This window comes from Streptomyces sp. NBC_01314, from assembly GCF_041435215.1.
Lineage (GTDB): Bacteria > Actinomycetota > Actinomycetes > Streptomycetales > Streptomycetaceae > Streptomyces.
The window spans coordinates 484,245-502,753 of the sequence record NZ_CP108394.1; the positions used below are offsets into that span (position 1 = coordinate 484,245).

The following is an 18,509-nucleotide window of genomic DNA, read 5'->3' on the forward strand; positions in this document are numbered from 1 at the left end:
GCCCTCAGGCGGTGGTGAGGGGCCATCCTGCGGCGTTTTGATCTCGCGCCGCTCGGGCAACATGAACGTTCTGGGTCGGCCGCCCTTGTATTTCGGGTAGAGAGCCTCGAAGCCGTCGGCGTTGAAGTTGTGGATCACGTCCCGGACCCGGTCCGGGACGGTGAAGGTAACCTTTGCGATCTTCGCCACGGGCATGCCCTGCGCGGATAGCAGCACGATCTGGGCCCGCCTCCAGGTCACCACCGAACCGGTGCCCCTGCGGAGATCCGCAGCAACCGCCTGCCCTCGGCCTCGTCAATACCCCGGACCCGCACACGTTCAGCCACTTGATCATTCTCGTCGTCCTTCTCCGGACCAGGGGGTTAAACCTGGGGGCCGCTTGCGAGACCAGAGAGCCATCTCCTCCCGGATCGCGGGGCATCAACGGATAAGGTCCTGCGGATGGACATCACAGACCTGACGCCTCTGGAACGTCGCATCTGGCAGGCGTTCCCTCGTGGTGTGGCGACCGACGTCCGCGGAGACGAGAGTGAGGACCCCGCGACTATTCAGAGCGCGGAACGGACTGTTCGGGCTGAGGTCATCCGGGCCCTCCTCCTGGGAAGTTCATCCGAACCCGGCGAAGCGCCCGCTCTGCGCATCACCGGAGCGAGCATCACCGGCGTCCTCGACCTCCAGCACGCAGAGATACACCACCCAATCCGTCTAACCTCTTGCCGCTTTCAGCACTCCTTGGAACTCGACGGGACGCAGACCCGCCAACTCGACCTCACCGGGTCCTACCTTCCCGCTCTGGCGGCCACGTCCCTTCGCATCGACGGCGCACTCCGGCTCACGAACTGTCGGATAGCAGGAAGTGTCCAGCTGAGCAACGCCGAAATCTCCAGCGGGATCTTCCTGGACCACGCGCACATCGGAACTGGTGGCGGATGGGCGCTCCAACTCGATCACGCCTCTGTCGGCGCCGATGTATGGGCACCCGGCCTCGTGGCACTGGGTGGGATCCGCCTCAGCACGGCGCACGTCGAAGGGGCTGTCGATCTAGAAGATGCGCGGGTCAAGAACGCGAATGGTGATGCCCTCGACGCCGCGCGACTCACCGTCGGAACTGTCCTCAACGCGGGTGGCCTCACAACCGAGGGCCGGGTCAGGCTCACTGGTGCCAAGGTCGCAGGCTGGATCTCCTTCATCGAAGCCAAGCTCAGCAACCCAGGCGGCGTCGCACTGGGCATCAGCAGCTGCGAAGCCACCCAGCTGACGCTGCGAGATGCACAGCAAGTCTCCGGCGACGTCAAAATGCACTACGCCAGCTTCAAGGTCATCGAGGCTGCACCACACGTCTGGCCGGCCACGGTACGCCTGGAGGGACTGACGTACGAGGCGCTTACCCCGCGCCTTCCCGCCGCGGACCGACTCGCCTTGCTGCAGCGCGATGCGGACGGCTTCGTCCCTCACAGCTACGAGCAGCTCGCGGCCTCCTACCGCCGCGTCGGTGATGACGCAGACTCCCGCGCCGTCCAACTCGCTAAGCAGCGTCGACGCCGGGCCACTCTGCCCTGGTACGCCAGGCTATGGGGTTACCTCCAGGACGCGACCGTGGGCTATGGCTTCCGTCCCACCCGTGCCGGTGGCTGGCTCCTGGCTCTGCTCCTTCTGGGCTCCGTCGTGTACGGAATGCACCACCCACTCCCGGCCGAGCACGGCAAAGGCCCAGAGTTCAATGCCCCCATCTACACCCTGGACCTCCTGCTGCCGATCATCGACTTCGGCCAGCAGACTGCCTTCACGCCCACCGGCGTTTACCAGTGGTTGTCCTACCTACTGATCGCCTTCGGTTGGGTCCTCGCCACGACCGTCGCCGCCGGGATCACACGCACCCTCAGCCGCCAATAGCGCCTGCTTGCGTTCACGCTCTCCGTCAGGAGGCGCTCGGCGTGTCCTGCGGAAGTCCGGTCAACAACTCGGTGCCGTTCGGCGCAGCAACCGAGCGACACGTCACAACGGGGCGAACCTTGCCTGATGCGGCACTAGCCTCACCACCTGTGGCAGTTGACTGACTTCTGGCACTGCTCCACCACATCCGCGACGTGATCTTCGCCTGAGACGCCTCCAACGAGACGGGCGCCTTCTTCTCGTGCTCCCGGCGCAAGTGGGGACAGTCCCACCGCCTACGCAACGTTCGTCTCTGGCCCTGGCGTAAGCCTCGGTGTGGATCTCTTCCGGCGACGCGGCGGCGTCTGACCCCAGCCCCGCGCTCATCGGTCTTCCCGCCAGATGCTGGCTCCGACCGCCGCTCGGGTGCTGAGCCGGAACACGTCACGCGGCGTTGTCACGTTGGTTGACCGGGTGGGATCATCTTCTGGTTGATCGTGCTGGATGGGGCTGTTCGTGGGGGCCGTGCCGCCGTCGTACAAGGGGCACCGGTACCCGCTCGAGGTCATCTCCCACTGCGTGTGGCTGTACCACCGCTTTCCCCTGTCATTCCGCGAGGTCGAGGAGCTCATGCTCGAACGTGGGATCGTCGTCTCCTACGAGACGGTGCGCCGCTGGTGCGCCAAGTTCGGGCAGCAGTACGCGAGCGCGCTGCGCCGCCGACAGTCCCGGCCTGGTGACACATGGCACCTGGACGAGGTCTGCATCAAGATCAACGGGGAACAGAAGCACCTGGCGGGCCGTCGATCAGGACGGCAATGTCCTGGACATCCTCGTGCAGGACCGCCGGGACAAGGCCGCGGCCAGACGCTTCCTGCGACGCCTCCTGAAGAAGACCCGCACGGTGCCACGGGTGATCGTCACCGACAAGCTCCGCTCCTACGGCGCGGCCCACCGCGAGGTCATGCCCTCCGTCGAACACCGGCAGTCGAAGTACCTGAACAACCGGGCCGAAAACAGCCACCAGCCGACCAGGCAGCGCGAACGCGCGATGAAAGGCTTCCGCTCCATGGGCGGAGAACAGCCGTTCCCGTCCGCGTTCAGCGGCATCCCGCCCCGCCTCCGGGCCCGCCGCCATCTGACCCCCGCATCCGACTATCGAGCCGAGATGACCGTCCGCTTCACGATCTGGGAACAGATCACCAGCGTTGCCGGCCCGCCCACCACGCCATGAGCACACAGCCGCAACCCGACTCCACCACGCCCCGGCACACCGTCAGACACCCACACACCCAACAACGTGACAACGTGACAACGCCGGATGACGCCGTACAGGTCTCCGCCGTCCGCACGGCGGCCGACCACCTCGTCCGATCCGAGCCTGTTCGGGCTCTGAGGAACAAGGACGCCCACGCGTCCGCCGGCTCCGGCTCGTGCCCGGTGTCGTAGAACGCACGCGACTCGGCGATGTGCACCCGGGTGATCGCGGTGGCCGCCGCGGCCCTGTCGACGGCGGTGCCGGGGGCGGGGCGCGGCCCTGACGGACCGGCCCAGGCGGCGGGGTACCTCTCGCCGCCTGGGCCGCCTGTTCCGCCTGTTCCGCCTGTCAGGCCCCCACGAAGACGGCCCTGTGGTCCTCGACCCACTCCCGGTACGACCGCGCCGGCCGCCCCAACGCCTCCCGTACGTCGTCCGTGAGGTGCGCGTTGCCGCCCTCACGGGCGAACAGGAGGCCGCCCAGGACGCTCTCCACGGCCGCCGCGTCCATCCCCGAGGCCGCCAGCTGTTCGCGGATCTGGTCCGGCGAGAGGTCCAGCGTCTCCACCGGCCGTCCCACGACGGCGGCGACCTCGGCGGCCTGGTCGGACACGGTGATCGCCTCGGGCCCGGTCAGCGTGTACGTCCGGCCGGAGTGCCGGGAGGTGGTCAGCGCCTCGGCGGCCGCCTCGGACACGTCACGCGGGTCGACCACCCCCTGCCGGCCGTCTCCGGTCATGTCGGGTACGGGCCGGCCCGCCCGGACCGCTTCCGCCCAGCCCAGGGTGTTCGAGGCGAAGGACGAGGGCCGCAGGATCGTCCACTCCGAGCCGCCTGCGCGGAGTGCCTCCTCTCCCGGAAGATGCCAGGTGCCGAAGGGACCGTAGTCGGGATCACCGGTGCCGATGGAGGAGAGCTTCACGATCCGGCGGACGCCCACCGTCCGCGCTCGCCCGACCAGCCGGGCGTCCCGCCCGCTGTCGGCCGGTCCGAGTACGGCCACCAGGAACACGGCCGCCGCCCCGGCCAGCGCCGCGTCCACGGACTCCGGGTCGAGGAAGTCCCCGCGCACCACCTCCACGCCCGCCGGCACCTGCGCCTTCGCCGGGTCACGGGTCATGGCGCGCACCTTCTCGCCACGCGCCGCGAGCTGTCGTACCACTTCACTGCCGATGGTGCCCGTGGCACCCGTCACTAGGATCATGGGCTCAACGCTGACGGGCGGCCGCCCCCGGTCGCTAGGAAATTCCGGCACGGTTGTGACGCCCGCGCGAGTGTGGCGTGCGCCTACCGTGGGAGCGTGACGAATGCCCTCGCCGAGCGCGCCCCGACCGTTCCCGCCGCCTTGCGTCCCTGGATCAGCAGTATCGAGGCGGTGGGCGTCGGGGAGGAGCTGCCGGCGTCGTTCGCCCACGTGCCGGACACGGCGACGAAGTTGGTCGTACGGGTCGAGGCGGGCGGCCGTCATGACGCCCTGGTCATCGGGCCTCGCACCCGTGCCTCCTACTACACGGACGCCGACCGGCGGGTGGCATCCTGCGTCCAGATCAGCCTGCGGCCGGGCACAGTGCGCCCGTTGCTCGGCACACCGGCGGTCGACCTCGTCGGGCGAGCCGTGCCGCTGGGCGCGATGCCGACCGGAACGGCACGGCAACTCGCCGAGGAGCTCGGCGGGTTGGCATCGGAGGAGGTGGTGTCGTACCTGACGGAGCTGCTGCCGGATCTGTCGGTGGCCGACCGCTCGCGCACCCGCCTGCTGCGGTCCGCCGTCGACGCCCTGTCGACGCGGCCGGGCCGCGCCCCCGCACAGGTCAAGGACGTGGCCCGCGAACTCGCTGTCAGCGAACGGCAGTTGCGCAACCTCTTCTCGGAGGGCGTCGGCCTCTCCCCAAAGCACTACGCCCGAATCGACCGCGTGCGTCAGGTGCTGACCGAGGCACCCCGGGCCGACTGGGCGGAACTTGCCGCCGCCACCGGCTACTACGACCAGTCGCACATGACGTCCGACTTCCGCACTCTGATGGGGGTGCCGCCGAAGTCGTACTTCACCGGACGGCTGCCGGACCCCCAGCCCTGCCAGGCGTTCAGGCGGGGGTGACGCTCGCGATCTCCTCTCCCGCCTCCATCGGATGGGTCACGTCCTGGGCGTCCCGGCCCCTGCCGCTTTGGTTGAAGACCAGGTTGAGCAGGACCGCGGCCAGGCGTCGATGGGAACGCCCGAGCCGAGGACGATCTTCGCGGTCCGGGCCGGGACGGCGGCCCGCCGCTCGAGCCGGCTGGCACTCCTCGGGGCCGCGGCGCGCGCAGCCGCGGCCCCGCTGCCCGTACGGTCAGCGCGGACACGGCCCTGCAACTCCTCAGGGAGGCGCACGGTGAGCTGGACACCGGCCCCAGGCCGTCCGCGGCCTTCCTGGACGCCTCCGGCATATGGGCCCCGACCGCGGCGTACACCGCCGCGGTCGGGGCCCATATGCCCTCTGCCGCCCAGCAGTTCGCAGCCCTGGCCGAACAGACCGCAGCCCGCCTTGTCCGCGGGCGCGGGCGGGGAGCTGTCGCCGGCGCAGTGCGTGCTGTACGCGGGCGTTGCCGGGCCCTGCGCTAGAAGGTCAGGTTCCAGGCGTCGATCTTTCCTGTGTCGGAGGCCGCGTTGTCGTTGACGCGCAGCTTCCAGGTGCCGTTCGCGACCTCCGAGGAGGCGTTCACGGTGTAGGTCTGGGCGATGTTGTCGGCGCTGCCGCCGGTGTGGTTGTGCAGCGCGTAGACGGTGCCGTCCGGCGCCACCAGGTCGACCTTCAGGTCACCGATGTAGGTGTGCTTGATGTCCACACCCACCTTGAGGGTGGCCGGGGCGTTGCCGGTCACGCCGGTGACGGCGATCGGGCTCTCCACGGTCGCGTTGTCGTTGACGGCGAAGTCCGTGAGGTTCTCGAAGTACTTGCCGGGCGGCGGGGTGGTCCCGACGGCCTTGAGGGCGTCGGTCTGTCCCTCGCCGAAGAACGCGTTGCTGGCCGTCGTGCCCGTGCAGCGGCTGTCCGAGGGGCAGGCGATGTCGTTGGCCTGGGCGGCCAGCTTGGCGCGGATCTGCGCCGGGGTGATGCCCGGGTCGGCGCTGGCGATGAGTGCCGCCACGCCGACCACGTGCGGGGTGGCCATCGAGGTGCCGCTCTTGCTGCCGTAACCGCCGCCGGGGACGGTGGAGTACACGTTGCTGCCCGGCGCCGCGACGTCGATGACGCCCTGCCCGTAGTTGGAGAACGAGGCCTTGGTGACGCCCGTGCCGTTGGCCGCGACCGTGACCACGCCCGGCAGCTCGGTCGGGATGTCGAGGCAGGCGTTGGTGATGGTGCGGGTGACCGGCGTCGAGTCGTTCGGGCTCGCGGAGTCGGTCGTCTTGTGGGCGAGGTCGTAGTTCTCGTTGCCCGCGGCGGCGATCTGGAGGGAGCCCTTGCCCTCGGCGTACTCCTGGGCGCGCTTGACGCCCTCGATGATGGCGGCCTGGTCGATGTTGTCCGGGCAGTTGAACTGCCACGGGTCCGTGTAATAGCTGTTATTGGTGACCTTGAAGCCGTGGTCACCGGCCCAGACAAAGCCGCAGATGGTGTTCTCGGCGAAGAAGAAGGCATTGCCCGGCTCGGCGACCCGGACCGCGGCGATCTTCACCCCGGGGGCCACGCCGACGACACCCTTGCCGTTCTTGGCCGCGGCGATGGTGCCCGCCACGTGGGTGCCGTGCGTGTCGACGTCCCGCCAGGCGCCGGCACGGGTGTCAGGCTTGCCGTAGGCGCAGGAGACCGAGTCGGCCGCATCGAAGTTGGGCGCCAGGTCCTGGTGCTGGTCGTCCACACCGGTGTCCAGGACGCCGACCTTGACCGAGGCGGAACCCGGGTTCACGGCCCAGGCCTGGTCGGCCTTGATCTGGCTCATGTCGGCCCGGACCGGTTCTCCGGCCGGGGTCGAGGCCTGAGCCGGATTGGCCGGGAGCGCCGGGGTGTAGGCGTCGGCCGGGACGTCAGAGGTGCGCGTGGCGCCGACCTGCTGCACGCCGGCGACGCCGCGCATGGTGGCGGCGAATCCGCTGGACGCCGAGTGGGCGACGATCACGCCGATGGCGTCGAAGTTCGAGAAGACGGTGCCGCCGTTGGCCTCGATCGCGGAGCGGACCGCCGAACTGTCACCAGGGGCGGTGATCACGAGGTAGGCACGCGTGCCGGCCACCCAGGTCGCACTCTGGGAAGCCGGTACGGCGGCCGGAGCGTGGGCCTTGGCGGCCGGCACGGTGGAGGGGACGACGGGGAGCGTGCCCGCGAGGGCGCCCGGGGCGCCGAACGCGAGGACGGCGCCGAGCGTGGCCGCCAGCACCAGCGTGCGTCTGGAGCGGCCGGATATGTGGGGTATCAATGCATCCTCCGAAGACGGCCCGGCCGTGCTGAGGGCACCGGCCGGGCCGTACGAAACGAGTGGTGGATGCAAGATGTCAGACGGGTCCTCCTGTACGGAAGTACCTTTCCGTGCCGGGAAGTTATAGGGGCATGGCTGAAAAGCCCCGCTGGGGGTGCTGGCGCCGTACCGGATGGCCACCACCGAGCAGATGCACCGGGTGATCGCTCCCTCTGTGCGTATCGAGCAGACCCGGCGACGGCTGGCCCGGCTGCGCGTCGAGGGGCTGGTCGACCGCATCACCCTGCCGCAGGCCGGACGGACCCGGGTGCGGTTCCCCACGGCGTACGGCGTGCAACTCGCCTCCGAGTGGCCCGAGATGCGCGGGCGGCGGCTCTCCAGGACCGTGTCCGCTCCGACCGCCGTGCGGCTGAAGGCCGGCCACACGCTGACCGAGACCGCGCTCGTCTTCCTCAAGGACGCGCGCCGCCGCGGCGATGTGTGCGAGCCGATGGACTGGATCCCCGAGGTCCACCATCCGATCGGGAGCGGCGAGGCCGTCATCCCCGACGCGCTCCTGTACTACCGGCGCGGTCCCGTCGACGGTGACAACGGTTCGATGCTGCGGGCGTTCGTGGAAGTCGACCGGCCCACCATGGGCCCCGAACGTCTCGCCGCCAAGCTGACCGCGTACGAGCGCCTCCACTGTTACGTACCCGTGTTCCCGGGGCGCCGGCCGACCCTCCAGAAACCGGCGGTTGAGGAGTGGCGTCGGCGCTACCCGCTCTTCCCGCGTCTCCTGTTCGTCCTGGACGGCACCGGACCGGCCGGTGTCGAGAACCGGATCAGCGCCCTGCGCGCGGGGGCCGGGCTGCTGGCCCGTTTTCCGTACGACGTCCCCGTCCTCGTAGCGCCGCTGGCCGACCTGCTCCAGCACGCCCCCTCCGCACCCGTGTGGCGCCCCGTCCACGACCCCGGCCAGCGGGTCCGCTGGCCGGAGCCCGGTCATCGGCAGACCTGACGCGCGGCCGCCGCAGACACGGCACGGGTCTGTACTCCGCTTCGCCGGCAGACCCTCCGTAGCGAAGTAGTCGGCCACCGGGCCAGCACGTATCCGCCCCTTGTCGACCTGGTCAGCAACGTGCCCGAGCGCCGACTGCCGACCGGTCGAAGCAATAGGGGCACTACGAGGAGAACTACGAGAGGCACCACGAGGGACGCCAAGAAGGGCAATACGAGAAGCTACCGGCCACCTCGCGGTCTCTGCGGGCGTCAGCGGTGCGCTGACCAGCCGTGGTTGGGCTGGACGCGGCACGGCGGGAGGCGTGGTCGGGGTCTTGGTCGGGGCGACCACGCTGCCGACCGTGTGGCGGCTCCCGGGCTCCGCCGGACGTCCGGACGGGGTGACTTTTTTCCTCGCGTACGCGAGCGGGCATCTAAGCACATACGCCCAACTTGCCTGTTTTCCGTGTCACTTGACACTGATTCATGCATTATTTCACGTTCCATTGCGGTCAGTCGCCGCTAGGCCGAAGGAGGCAATTCGTGAACGAGGTGTTGACCGCATCGGCGGGCCAGGAGGACGACGTCGCCCCGGACCGGGCAGCCCGGGGCAAGCCGCTGAAGTTCGTGAAGGGAGTGCCGGTGTACGCAAGCGGCCGGGCACCGGCGTACCTGCGGACACAGGCCCAACTGGGCGCGGTGCGGCGCAAGCCCGCTGCGCTGGCCCGCCGCCCCGTAGGGCGTGAGTCGGGGTGGCGTAGATCATCCGCGTGGATGAGCCTCGGCTAATTTGAAGGCCCTCTTGCCGCACTGATTGGTGTCGCGATCTGGCTGAAGTCCTTCGATCTCACCGAGCCATCTCTCCTGTTCTGCTTCGGTGATTCGGGCGATCAGGTTGTCGCGGATCTCGACGAGGCGGTGTCTCTGAGCCGGATCCGGTCGGGGCATGGAGCATCGAATACACGCTTCTCTGAACTTTGGGGCTGTTCCGTCCCAAAGCCTCTGGTCTGCAGGTCTCTGAAACCGAATTGGTGATCCCAGAGGGATCACAGTGAGACGTTCCGGAGAGCGAGAGCCGTTCCGCCTACCACCTCGGTACTGTGACTTCGCATGACCGACACCGAGATCGAGATCACCGCAGACCTGGTCCGCGACCTGTTGCAGGAGCAACATCCAGACCTTGCGGGGCTGGCCATCCGCGAGGTGGCGGGCGGCTGGGGCAACCAAATGTGGCGCCTCGGGGACGAGTTGGCCGTGCGCATGCAGCGCATGGACCCCACCCCGGAACTCCAGCTGAAGGAGCGGCGGTGGCTGCCCGTGCTGGCCCCGCACCTGCCGCTCCCGGTACCGACCCCGGTGCGGTTCGGCGAACCGTCCGAGCGCTTCCCCAAGCACTGGACCGTGATGACGTGGATTCCCGGCGAGCCGCTGGACCACGGCTCGATCAGCCGCGGTGCCCACGCGGCCGACACGCTGGCGGGCTTCCTCCGGGCGCTCCACGTGGAGGCGCCCGCCGAGGCGCCGATCGCTACGGACCGCGGTGCCCATCCCAGGAACTGCACGGACGGCTTCGACCACTTCTTCCACGCCGTTGCCCTCGACGACCTCGCCGACGATGTCCGGGCCGTCTGGGACAACGCCGTCGCAGCGCCCGAGTGGGAGGGGCCGCCGCTCTGGGTGCATGGCGACCTCCATCCCGCGAACGTCGTGGTCTCGGACGGAACGCTCTCGGGCATCGTCGACTTCGGTGACATGTTCGCCGGCGATCCGGCATTGGACCTCGCCGCCGCATGGGTGTTGCTACCCGCGGGCACGGCCTCACGGTTCTTCGACACGTACGCGCGTGCAGACGAGGCGGCGATTCGGCGCGCCCGCGGGCTGGCCGCTATGAAGAGCCTCTTCCTAATGCTTATGGGACAGAACGGAGATCGGGGCCTTCCCGGCGGCAAGCCGAACTGGGGACCCGTAGGCCGGGCGGCACTTGATCGTGTTCTGAAGGGTGTTTGACGCACGCTTCTTCGAACTTGTTCTCGATCTTGATTGAGCCCTGCGGCAGCCCACCTTCATGGGTTCATGCCTTCAGCGTCGGCGGCCGTGGCTCCCCTCGCATCCGGGAGGGAAAGCCATTTCGGCCGCGAGGCCGGCCGGGCTGCCGAGCACAGGGAAGGCGGCGCGGACGCGGGCGGCGGTGTCGGGCTGGAGCAGCGAGTAGGCGTAGAGCGTGGCGGCGTTGAACCCCTCCGGCGCACGACCCCATCCCTATCCGGGTTGATCAGCAGGTTCTGCAGCAGCAGGGAGCCGGTTGCGGGCCCAGCGCCTGAGGTGGTCGACGCTGTGGAGGAGTTCGGCGCCGGAGTTGCCGACGAGGGCCCAGAAGACGGGGCTTTGGCGCGGGTGTAGCGCAGGGCGAAGAGGGTGATCTCCGGCAGGTGGCGTTCGTGGCCTCGCGCAGCCAGGCACCTGGGCAGGGCGGTGCGCGGGAGCGGGTTTGGGTCGCACGGTTCGGTTCGGGTGCGTCGTGTCGATCCGCACGCCACCTGTCCAAGGCGTTCCAGTTGGTCTTGCGGGGATCAGACATGGGAGCAGGCAGGTCCCCGCTCCATCCGTGGTGGCGAAATGGCAGGCGTTCGGCGCTATTGGTTGTCGCTCGCGGCACGTGGCGGCATCGCCGGCTATTGCGAGCCTGGGTTCAACGGCCTCCTCTCGGGCCCTTGAACAGGCGGGTTCGAGGAGAGGCGCAGACGAAAGGCCGCATGCCCAGTCCGTCCAGAAGGGACGTCTTTCACATGGCGCAAGAACTGCGGCCGACGGTCGCCGCGGAGTTCTCCGTCCGCACTCGTATCTCACCGGTTGGTGTCTGGAGCAGCCTGGGGGGCCGCTGTCGCCCTGCAGGTGTGGGGTTCTGGGCCGGTGGCTCATCTTCAGCGAACTCCGGTCCGCCCCGCCGTCGGGTTACCGGATCTCGGGTGCACAGATGGCCGCGGCCTGGACCGTGCAAGGCGTCGTCGCCGCGACCGTACTGTGCATGGGGATCGTTCTCATACGTCGCTGCCTGCGGGAACGGACGGTCACGTTCGATGCCGCCCTCTACATGGGACTTGTGCTGTCCATGTGGCAGGACCCGATCATGTACTGGAACAAGCTGTACGTCGTCTACAACCAGAACCTGCCGAACGTGGAGACCTGGGGCCCCTATATCCCCGGCTGGCACGGCCCGGACGCCGCAGGCCAGCCCATCTACGAGTCGGTGGCTGGCGGCTCCGGCCTGGCGTATCCCATCGTGATGGTCTGGTTCTGGCTCCAGTACAAGCTGTACCGGCAGATCGCCCGTCGTCGGCCGCACTGGAGCAACTGGCGACTGTTCATGACTGCGGCGGGGTTCGGAGCCCTCATCGACTTGCCTCTCGAGCCCCTTTTCCTCTTCGCCGGTGTGTTCGCCTATCCGGGGGGGTATCCCCCGCTCACGCTCTTTGCCGGGCACTGGTACCAACTGCCCTTGCTGGAGGTTCTGTCGGCCAGCCTCGTCCTGGTCGCCCCTATCCTCGTACTGCGCCGGATCGACCAGGCCCGCCCAGTCCCCTGGCTGTTCACGACGAGCAGCCGAACCACCACGCCGGCTCGCCCCTTCGTCCGGCTCCTGGCGGGCGTGGGCCTGGCCAACGTCGTGATCCTGGCCTATCTCCTGAGTAACGTCGCCATCGCGGAACTCGACGGCTCGTTCCCCCGGGACATGCCGAGCTGGCTCTGGTGATCCTTCCTCGTTGCGGTAAGCATGAGGAGGGGTGACCGACGCGGTTCGCGGTCCATGGGGCACACCGTCTGGTGCCGCCTCCGGCCGGGGACCAGGTTCTGGCCGAGCGGGGGAGGCCGTTCCTGTCCGTGGTCGGGGGCCTGCATCACCGGAATCGCTCCGACGAGCGGCCAGCGGTGCCCGAGGGCTGAGGGGGGCCCTCCTGAGCGGCCGGGCTGCCGGGCCTGTGACCTTCCCCGTCCGCAGCCTGTGCTCGCTCTGTCGCGGTGGTGTGCGCGTTATTGCTCCGCACGCACGAGCAGCCCGTGGCAGCCGCTCCGGCCAGCTGGTCGGGGTGTCTGTCAGGGGCGGGCAGGAGGCTGGTCCTGCGCGCTGCACCCGTTGGCTTCGGCGGCTTGGATGTGGTCCCACCACCAGGCGATCGCAGGGAGCGTGGGCGGTTGGGGGTTGTCGTCGGCGGGGTGATCGCTCCAGTCGATGGTGAACGCGGTGGCGTCGTGGAGTTCGCCGGTTTTCGCGTTCTGGGGGGTCCGGTAGCGGTTGGTTTCCAGGGCCCATTCCATGTGGCCTCGGATGATGTATCCGATGTCGTGTGCGAAGCGGGCGAGGTGGGGGCCGGCGGTGCGGGCCAGGTGGTCGCGGATGCGCACGTACAGGGTCATGAGGCCGTCGCGCAGGGCGAGCGCGTCGGTGACGGCGTGCGGGAGGGAGTAGCCGTTCTCCTTTTGCAGGACGTCGAGGACATTGAACTCTCCGATGGCGGCTTCGCGGTGGTGGGAGATGATGTCGTTGTCCAGGGCGCCGGTCAGGGGGACGAGGTCGGTGAGGATCAGGGTGAGCGGGTCGGCGGCTTCCTGGGGTGTGAGCCGGTAGTCGCCGATGAGGGGATAGAACGGCACCATCCAGCTTCCGGCGCAGTCGTCGCTGCGGGCGAGCAGGTAGTCGTTGAGGCTGGGAAGTGTGCGGCTGCGCTGCATGCGGGTCCAGTGGTGGCCGCCGTGGAGGAAGCGGCGCATGCCGTCGGTGACGAGCAGGGCCTGGTCGGTGTCGGGGAGTTCGGCGAGCCGGCGGCGCAGGTCCCACAGGGACTGGCAGTACGGGTCTTTCTCGTGCGGGCGGGTTTCGGGGTGGTCGAGGATCCGGTCCAGGCGCTGGCAGTGTGAGGTCAGTGCGGCGGGTGGCCGCAGGTCCAGGCGGGCGTCGCGTGCGTCGTCCCAGGCGTAGGCCCAGTAGCAGAAGTCTGAGAACAGGCCGAGATGGCGGGCCGGGTGGCTGTCCTGGTGGAGGGGGATCATCGTGGAGGCGACGTGCCCGCTGTTGATCTGGGCGAGCCAGGAGTCGGGGGCGCAGATCCCGAAGTCCACCATCCAGCGCACCGAGTCGGTGTCGAGTGTGTCAGCCGGGGGATGGGGTGCGGGGGGTACGGGGCAGTAGAAGGGGAGCTTGTCGATCGCTGGGGAGAGCGGCGGCATGGGTGTCCTTCTGCTCGTCGGCCGGATCCTGCTGTTCGGGGTAGAACTGCTGGGCCCAGCGGCGGTAGGCCATGATCGGGCCGTCCCCGTCGGCCAGTCGCGGGGCCGGCTGGTAGCGCTTGGTGTGCCAGATCGGGCTGTCGTCGTTGAGGACGAAACCGGCGGCGGTGGTGCGCAGCCCGACGTCGCACAGGGCCCGGGCGGCGGCGTTGGCCAGGGGTTGTCCCAGGCGGGGTGGCAGCCAGCGCGGGGCGGGCAGGCGCAGGCACGCGGCGAACCGGAGCTGGATCCGCCAGGGCCCCACGACGGTGGGCATGATCCAGCCGCGCAGGACGGGCCCGGCCTTCAAGGTCATGGAGCCGGCCGTGTAGCCCAGGCCGTGAAGTTCCCCGTCGTACGTCACGGTCATGGCCGCGCGGGGCAGATGAGGGATCGGGACGCGCATCGTGAAGTTGAGGCCGAGGACGTGCCCGTTGAAGGTGTATGGGCGGATCTTGACGATCGGCGACTTGTGCATGACGGGGAAGTGCCCCTCGTCGACCGTGTTCTCGCCGATCTCCTGGGGGTGCGTGGGCATTTCCACGGTGATGTGCACCAGCGGCGAATACCCGGTCAGGTCGACTTCGGGGAGTTCCCACTGCGGTCCGGCGCCGTCGTGGTCGTACCAGGCGAAGATGATGCCGCCGTTGATCTCCCGGACCTCGAGCTGCCGCAGCCGGGCTTTGGGAGGGCGTTTGCCGTATGCGGTCCTCACGCAGGTTCCGTCGGGTGCGTAGGCGAACCGGTGGAAGGGGCAGATGAGGTTCTCCCCTTCGACGGTGCCGCCGACTCCCAGGTGAGCGCCCAGGTGCGGGCAGTACGCCTCCGTCGCGCGAAGGAGTCCCTTGCGGGTGCGGTACAGCACGATGTCGCTGTCCACGAGCCTGCGGGTGACGACCTGACCGGGCCGGACTTCGTCGGAGAAGCCGATGCAGAACCAGCCCGCGGGGTTGGGCAGGGCGGGCGGGAACGCTTCGTCGCCCGCCGTGGGACGCAGGGCGGGTTTCGTGTACCAGCGCTGTCGTTTGCGACCGAGCATCACAGTCCTTTCGCGGTGTGCGCTTCGGGAGATCCACCGGCCTGCGTGTACCGGGAGCTGAGTTCGTGCCAGCGCTGTTCTCCCGCGATGAACGCCTCCATCGCTGCGACACAGCGCCCAACACCGTTGCGGTCTTCCGAGGGAAGATTCAGCCGGCGGGCTTCGGCCTCGAACTGCTCCTTGAGGGCGGTGAAGGTCCCGGCGAGTTCCTCGATGTGCGCGGCGACCCGGTGGGCTGCCTGGGCGAGGGGGACTGCCTCGCGCTGGTGGGTGAGGAGCACGAGGTTGTGCCGCATGTCCCCGGCCGCCAGTTCCTTGGGAACCGACGCGAGGTCATTGACGAGTGAGGTCAGGTCGTTGAAGACCTGCCGCATCCGGCTGAAGACCGCGCTTCGGTACAGGCCGTCCGGAACGGCGAAACCGACAGACAATTCGACCAGGTCGCAGTAGACGTAGCTTCCGACCGTGAGCCGACGCTGCTCGAAGAACTCGTCGACCACGGCCGGCTGGGGGGCGCTGTCGTTTTCCTGGGATTCGGCGGCGCAGGCGTGGATGTAGTCCGCGAGGTTGACCGCGAGATGCCGGCTCCAGTGCGCCGGCATCAGCCTGCTGGTGTCCCGCCACAGATCGGCCAGCGCCGCGGCGAGCGGATGCCGCACTCGCGGCGGCTCTCCCCCGCCCGCCAGACTCTCCACCAGGGCAAGCAGCTCCCGCGGGGCGGGGGCGGCCGGCTCATCGAAGTACCGCTCCACGCAGGCGGTCCAGCCGATCCAGCACGTGAGGAGCAGTCCCGTGGACGCCTCCGCGTACGGGTACGCGCGGGCGCTGACCTCACCCAGGCCCACCTCGCGCCAGTACGCCTCGGCTCTCCCTCCGCTCACCAGCCGCCGCTGGATCGCCCACTGAAGCGCGCTGTCCTCGAAGTCCGACGCGTGCGCGCTGCGCAGCGACGGGAACGGGAGAGCGGGGCGCGGGGGATCGTAGGGTGTGGAGAGTGTGCTGTACGTCGTCACTGCCCGTACCTCCGCGATCGTCGGGTATAGCTGAGGAGGGCGGCATCGAAGTGAGCCCGGGTGAAGTCGGGCCAGTTCACGTCGCAGAAGTAGAACTCGCTGTACGCGCTCTGCCAGGGAAGGAAGCCGGACAGGCGCTGCTCGCCCGAGGTCCGGATGATCAGGTCCACCGGAGGCTGCCCGGTCAGGGACAGGTGGCGGGCTATGTGCTCGCTGGTGAGGCCGTCCACGATGTCCGCGACTGTCGTCCCCTGGCCTTCGTGCTCGGTCAGCAGCGACCGGACGGCCGACGTGATGTCTTCGCGGCCGTCGTAAGCCACCGCGATGTTGACCGCCATATCTGACAACAGGCCGGTGCGCCGCGCGGCGTGGCAGACCTCGCGTTGCACGCCCTCGCACAGGAGCGCGGTGTTGCCGAACAGGTTCAGCTGCCAGCGCCCGGCAGCGATGAGCTCACCGACCACTTCCGTGATGACCTGGACCAGGGCACGCACATCACCGGGATCGCGCCGCAGATTGTCCGCTGACAGGGGCCACAGCGTGACCACGCTCATGCCGGCCGCCTCGCACCATGTCAACAGCTCGTGCACGCGGTCACCGCCCTGCCGGTAGGCGGCGGCCAGATCGGTGTGATGCTCCCGAGCCCACCGGCGATTGCCATCCACGATCACAGCGACATGCCGGAGTGCTGCCATGGCCGGGTGCGGCGAAGGAACGTACTTTGCAGGGAGTATGGGCGGATCGGCGGCAGGTCTGGAAGTCATCGCACTACTCCCACAGAGGTGGCTGTGCGCGGCATGGGACGTTCTTTCAGGGAATGCGGGCACGAACCTGCTGGATGCCTGGGCGCTTGGGAACCGGCTTCGGGGCGACTGTGCTTGATCCAGGTGTAACGGGCCGCCCCCCTCCCGGAACACCCCTTCACCGGGGGCTCGCGGATTGACACGACGCACCAGCCTGCCCTGAGCCGTTCCAGGGCCGGTCCTAAAGCACCGTGCACGCCCGGCGCGAGAGGGGCGGGGCCGAGCCATCAGCTCCTCATCCCGCTCCGACCGCTGGAACGCCAGCTCCCGAGCAGCTTCCTCGTCCCGGCACCTCAACATCGTGATCGAGCCGTCGCGGGCCTCGTGGTCACAGCCTGGCGGAGGGCACGGTCAACCGGCGTACGAGCACTGCTTCACGCAGACGGGCAACCGAACTGCGCGATGCCCTGCCGGGCATCAGCCGCACATCCTGAACGCGGCCGCCACTATCCGCGCGACAAAAGCGACTCCTGGACCTCGCCGCCCGGCTGCTCGCCCTCGTCTAGATGCGCTGTCTTGAGAGCGACTGCCAGCGCCAGGCCTGGGAGCTCGGTCAGCGATGGCGAAGTTCCTCGGACCAGTTCCGCAGCTGGTCTTCGAGGGTGGGGTTGTCGCCGCGGGGCACGGTCTGGAGCAGCTGGGCGCACATGGTCGCTTCGGCGGCGAGGCCGGCCGGGCTGCCGAGCACGGGGAAGGCGTCGCGGACGCGGGTGGCGACGTTCTCGTGGAGCAGGGAATAGGCGTAGAGCGTCGCGGCGTCGAACCCCTCCGGAGCTCGCCCCCAGCCCTCCCAATCGAGAATTCTCAGCGGTGCGGTGAGGTTAGCCCAGTGCAGGTCGGCGTGGGCGGCTGTCCAGCGGGTCACGGCCGGGACTGGGATGCCTACGAATTCGGGGATCGCCCGGTCCATGTACTGCTGTCGTACGGCGACGCGGTCGGTTTCGACGGCCGCCACCTTCTCCAGCGTCCCGGCGAGGTCCTCCCACCAGGAGTCCGGCAGCTGGAGGTCGCGCTGGAGGACCGGGTCGTCGGACAGGACCGGCTGGTCGACACGGGCCGACAGCTCCGCCCGGTAGGCGGTGGTGTCGTCGACGGCGTCGTGGACCGCCAGGAGGGCGAGCCGGCGCCCGCCGAGGTCCCCGAAGACGTGCTGTGCGTCCAGGGCGCCGTCCCACAGCTTCCCCGACGCCTTGTCCTCCGGAGAGAACACGAGCCGCAGCCACGCCCGTTGCCCGGCGGCAGTGCGGGCCGGGGCACCCAGGGTGCGCCCGGCCCAACCCCAGAACTCCCCGCCCGGCTCGACTCGTACGTCCAGAGCCTGGGCGGCGCGGGCGTGGCGGGCGCGCATGCGCTGCTCAGTGTCCGGGTCAGGGGGAGGCGAGTACACCAGTGATCTCCCGCAACTGGGCGACGGTCAACGAGGGGTGGGGGACAGCGTCGGCCGCCTGACGCCAGTGTGGCGCACTGGAAGCGGCGATGAGGACGTCCGTCACTCCTGGGCATGACGCGACCGCGAGGACGCACGCCTGTGCGGGGCTCAGGCCCGGACGAATGAGGCCGGCGAGCTCCTGGTCGACCAGGCCGGGCAGCTCACCGCCGTGGAGCGGTGCGGAGGCCATCACCGCAGCCCCGCCCCGGCTGCGGCCGGGAGCGGCCCCCGGCCGTCCAAGGCCTGCGCGATCGGCGTCAGCATCACCAGACTGACCGGCATCCGGACCGAGACCAGGTGGTGCCGCCCGCCCGCGGCTTCGGCGGCCAGGGCGAACAGCTCCCCCACCGTGAACGCCTCCTCTTCCAGATTCGCCCACGTGGCGAGCCGTACCGGCCATGTTCCCGGCTGCCACCGCCAGGACGACGAACGTCTCCCGCATCGCGCGGTGCAGG

The 18,509-nt window shown here is 69.2% G+C and carries 16 protein-coding genes and 3 pseudogenes; 8 read left to right on the top strand and 11 right to left on the bottom strand.

Annotation, left to right across the window (positions count from 1 at the left end):
• Positions 1-36 precede the first annotated feature (36 nt).
• Positions 37-326 (bottom strand): annotated as a pseudogene (locus tag OG622_RS02205) (helix-turn-helix domain-containing protein); the annotation flags it as partial.
• Between the two features lie 115 nt (positions 327-441).
• Here OG622_RS02205 and OG622_RS02210 point away from each other — a divergent pair.
• From OG622_RS02210 to OG622_RS02220, 3 genes and pseudogenes are all read left to right on the top strand, one after another.
• Complete coding sequence (locus OG622_RS02210; RefSeq protein ID WP_371572756.1) at positions 442-1,893, top strand: membrane-associated oxidoreductase; 1,452 nt, start codon at positions 442-444, stop codon at positions 1,891-1,893.
• Between the two features lie 483 nt (positions 1,894-2,376).
• Positions 2,377-3,106: pseudogene (locus tag OG622_RS02215) on the top strand (IS6 family transposase).
• 74 nt (positions 3,107-3,180) lie between these two features.
• Positions 3,181-3,321 (top strand): hypothetical protein, encoded by a 141-nt coding sequence (locus OG622_RS02220; RefSeq protein ID WP_371572758.1) that lies wholly within the window; start codon positions 3,181-3,183, stop codon positions 3,319-3,321.
• A 157-nt stretch (positions 3,322-3,478) separates the two neighbouring features.
• Here OG622_RS02220 and OG622_RS02225 read toward each other — a convergent pair whose 3' ends face one another.
• Positions 3,479-4,333: an NAD(P)H-binding protein gene (locus OG622_RS02225; protein WP_371572759.1), complete on the bottom strand. Its 855-nt coding sequence runs from the start codon at positions 4,331-4,333 to the stop codon at positions 3,479-3,481.
• A 96-nt stretch (positions 4,334-4,429) separates the two neighbouring features.
• On the opposite strand from OG622_RS02225, the gene OG622_RS02230 reads away from it, so the two are divergent.
• Positions 4,430-5,227: a helix-turn-helix domain-containing protein gene (locus OG622_RS02230; RefSeq protein ID WP_371572762.1), complete on the top strand. Its 798-nt coding sequence runs from the start codon at positions 4,430-4,432 to the stop codon at positions 5,225-5,227.
• On the opposite strand, the pseudogene OG622_RS02235 reads toward OG622_RS02230, so the two are convergent.
• Both OG622_RS02235 and OG622_RS02240 read right to left on the bottom strand, forming a co-directional pair.
• A pseudogene (locus OG622_RS02235) lies at positions 5,214-5,371 on the bottom strand (purine permease); the annotation flags it as partial. The gene OG622_RS02230 and the pseudogene OG622_RS02235 overlap by 14 nt on opposite strands.
• 356 nt (positions 5,372-5,727) lie before the next feature.
• On the bottom strand, positions 5,728-7,488 hold the full coding sequence (locus OG622_RS02240; protein ID WP_371583983.1) for a S8 family serine peptidase: 1,761 nt from the start codon (positions 7,486-7,488) through the stop codon (positions 5,728-5,730).
• A gap of 187 nt (positions 7,489-7,675) precedes the next feature.
• Between OG622_RS02240 and OG622_RS02245 the strand changes: the two genes are divergently transcribed.
• From OG622_RS02245 to OG622_RS02260, 4 genes are all read left to right on the top strand, one after another.
• Positions 7,676-8,527 carry a replication-relaxation family protein gene (locus OG622_RS02245; protein ID WP_371583984.1) on the top strand — a complete coding sequence of 284 codons (852 nt, stop codon included), beginning with the start codon at positions 7,676-7,678 and terminating at the stop codon, positions 8,525-8,527.
• Positions 8,528-9,051: 524 nt separating this feature from the next.
• On the top strand, positions 9,052-9,297 hold the full coding sequence (locus OG622_RS02250) for a hypothetical protein (RefSeq protein ID WP_371572764.1): 246 nt from the start codon (positions 9,052-9,054) through the stop codon (positions 9,295-9,297).
• A gap of 321 nt (positions 9,298-9,618) precedes the next feature.
• Positions 9,619-10,515, top strand: coding sequence for an aminoglycoside phosphotransferase family protein (locus OG622_RS02255; protein WP_371572766.1), 897 nt, complete (start codon positions 9,619-9,621; stop codon positions 10,513-10,515).
• 1,018 nt (positions 10,516-11,533) lie between these two features.
• Positions 11,534-12,259, top strand: coding sequence for a spirocyclase AveC family protein (locus OG622_RS02260; protein ID WP_371572768.1), 726 nt, complete (start codon positions 11,534-11,536; stop codon positions 12,257-12,259).
• A 341-nt stretch (positions 12,260-12,600) separates the two neighbouring features.
• Here OG622_RS02260 and OG622_RS02265 read toward each other — a convergent pair whose 3' ends face one another.
• The 7 genes from OG622_RS02265 to OG622_RS02295 form a co-directional block, all read right to left on the bottom strand.
• Complete coding sequence (locus OG622_RS02265; RefSeq protein ID WP_371572770.1) at positions 12,601-13,731, bottom strand: terpene synthase family protein; 1,131 nt, start codon at positions 13,729-13,731, stop codon at positions 12,601-12,603.
• Positions 13,655-14,809 (bottom strand): Rieske 2Fe-2S domain-containing protein, encoded by a 1,155-nt coding sequence (locus OG622_RS02270; protein WP_371572772.1) that lies wholly within the window; start codon positions 14,807-14,809, stop codon positions 13,655-13,657. Before OG622_RS02270 ends, OG622_RS02265 begins: the two co-directional genes overlap by 77 nt.
• Positions 14,809-15,822 carry a hypothetical protein gene (locus OG622_RS02275; protein WP_371572774.1) on the bottom strand — a complete coding sequence of 338 codons (1,014 nt, stop codon included), beginning with the start codon at positions 15,820-15,822 and terminating at the stop codon, positions 14,809-14,811. Before OG622_RS02275 ends, OG622_RS02270 begins: the two co-directional genes overlap by 1 nt.
• On the bottom strand, positions 15,819-16,925 hold the full coding sequence (gene uppS / locus OG622_RS02280; protein ID WP_371572776.1) for a polyprenyl diphosphate synthase: 1,107 nt from the start codon (positions 16,923-16,925) through the stop codon (positions 15,819-15,821). The genes OG622_RS02275 and uppS overlap by 4 nt, the downstream gene beginning before the upstream one ends.
• Positions 16,926-17,178: 253 nt before the next feature.
• A complete protein-coding gene (locus OG622_RS02285) occupies positions 17,179-17,973 on the bottom strand; it encodes a hypothetical protein (protein WP_371572778.1) in 795 nt (264 codons plus the stop codon).
• 19 nt (positions 17,974-17,992) lie between these two features.
• Complete coding sequence (locus OG622_RS02290) at positions 17,993-18,244, bottom strand: hypothetical protein (RefSeq protein WP_371572780.1); 252 nt, start codon at positions 18,242-18,244, stop codon at positions 17,993-17,995.
• Positions 18,244-18,402: a hypothetical protein gene (locus tag OG622_RS02295; RefSeq protein ID WP_371572782.1), complete on the bottom strand. Its 159-nt coding sequence runs from the start codon at positions 18,400-18,402 to the stop codon at positions 18,244-18,246. The genes OG622_RS02290 and OG622_RS02295 overlap by 1 nt, the downstream gene beginning before the upstream one ends.
• Positions 18,403-18,509 lie beyond the last annotated feature (107 nt).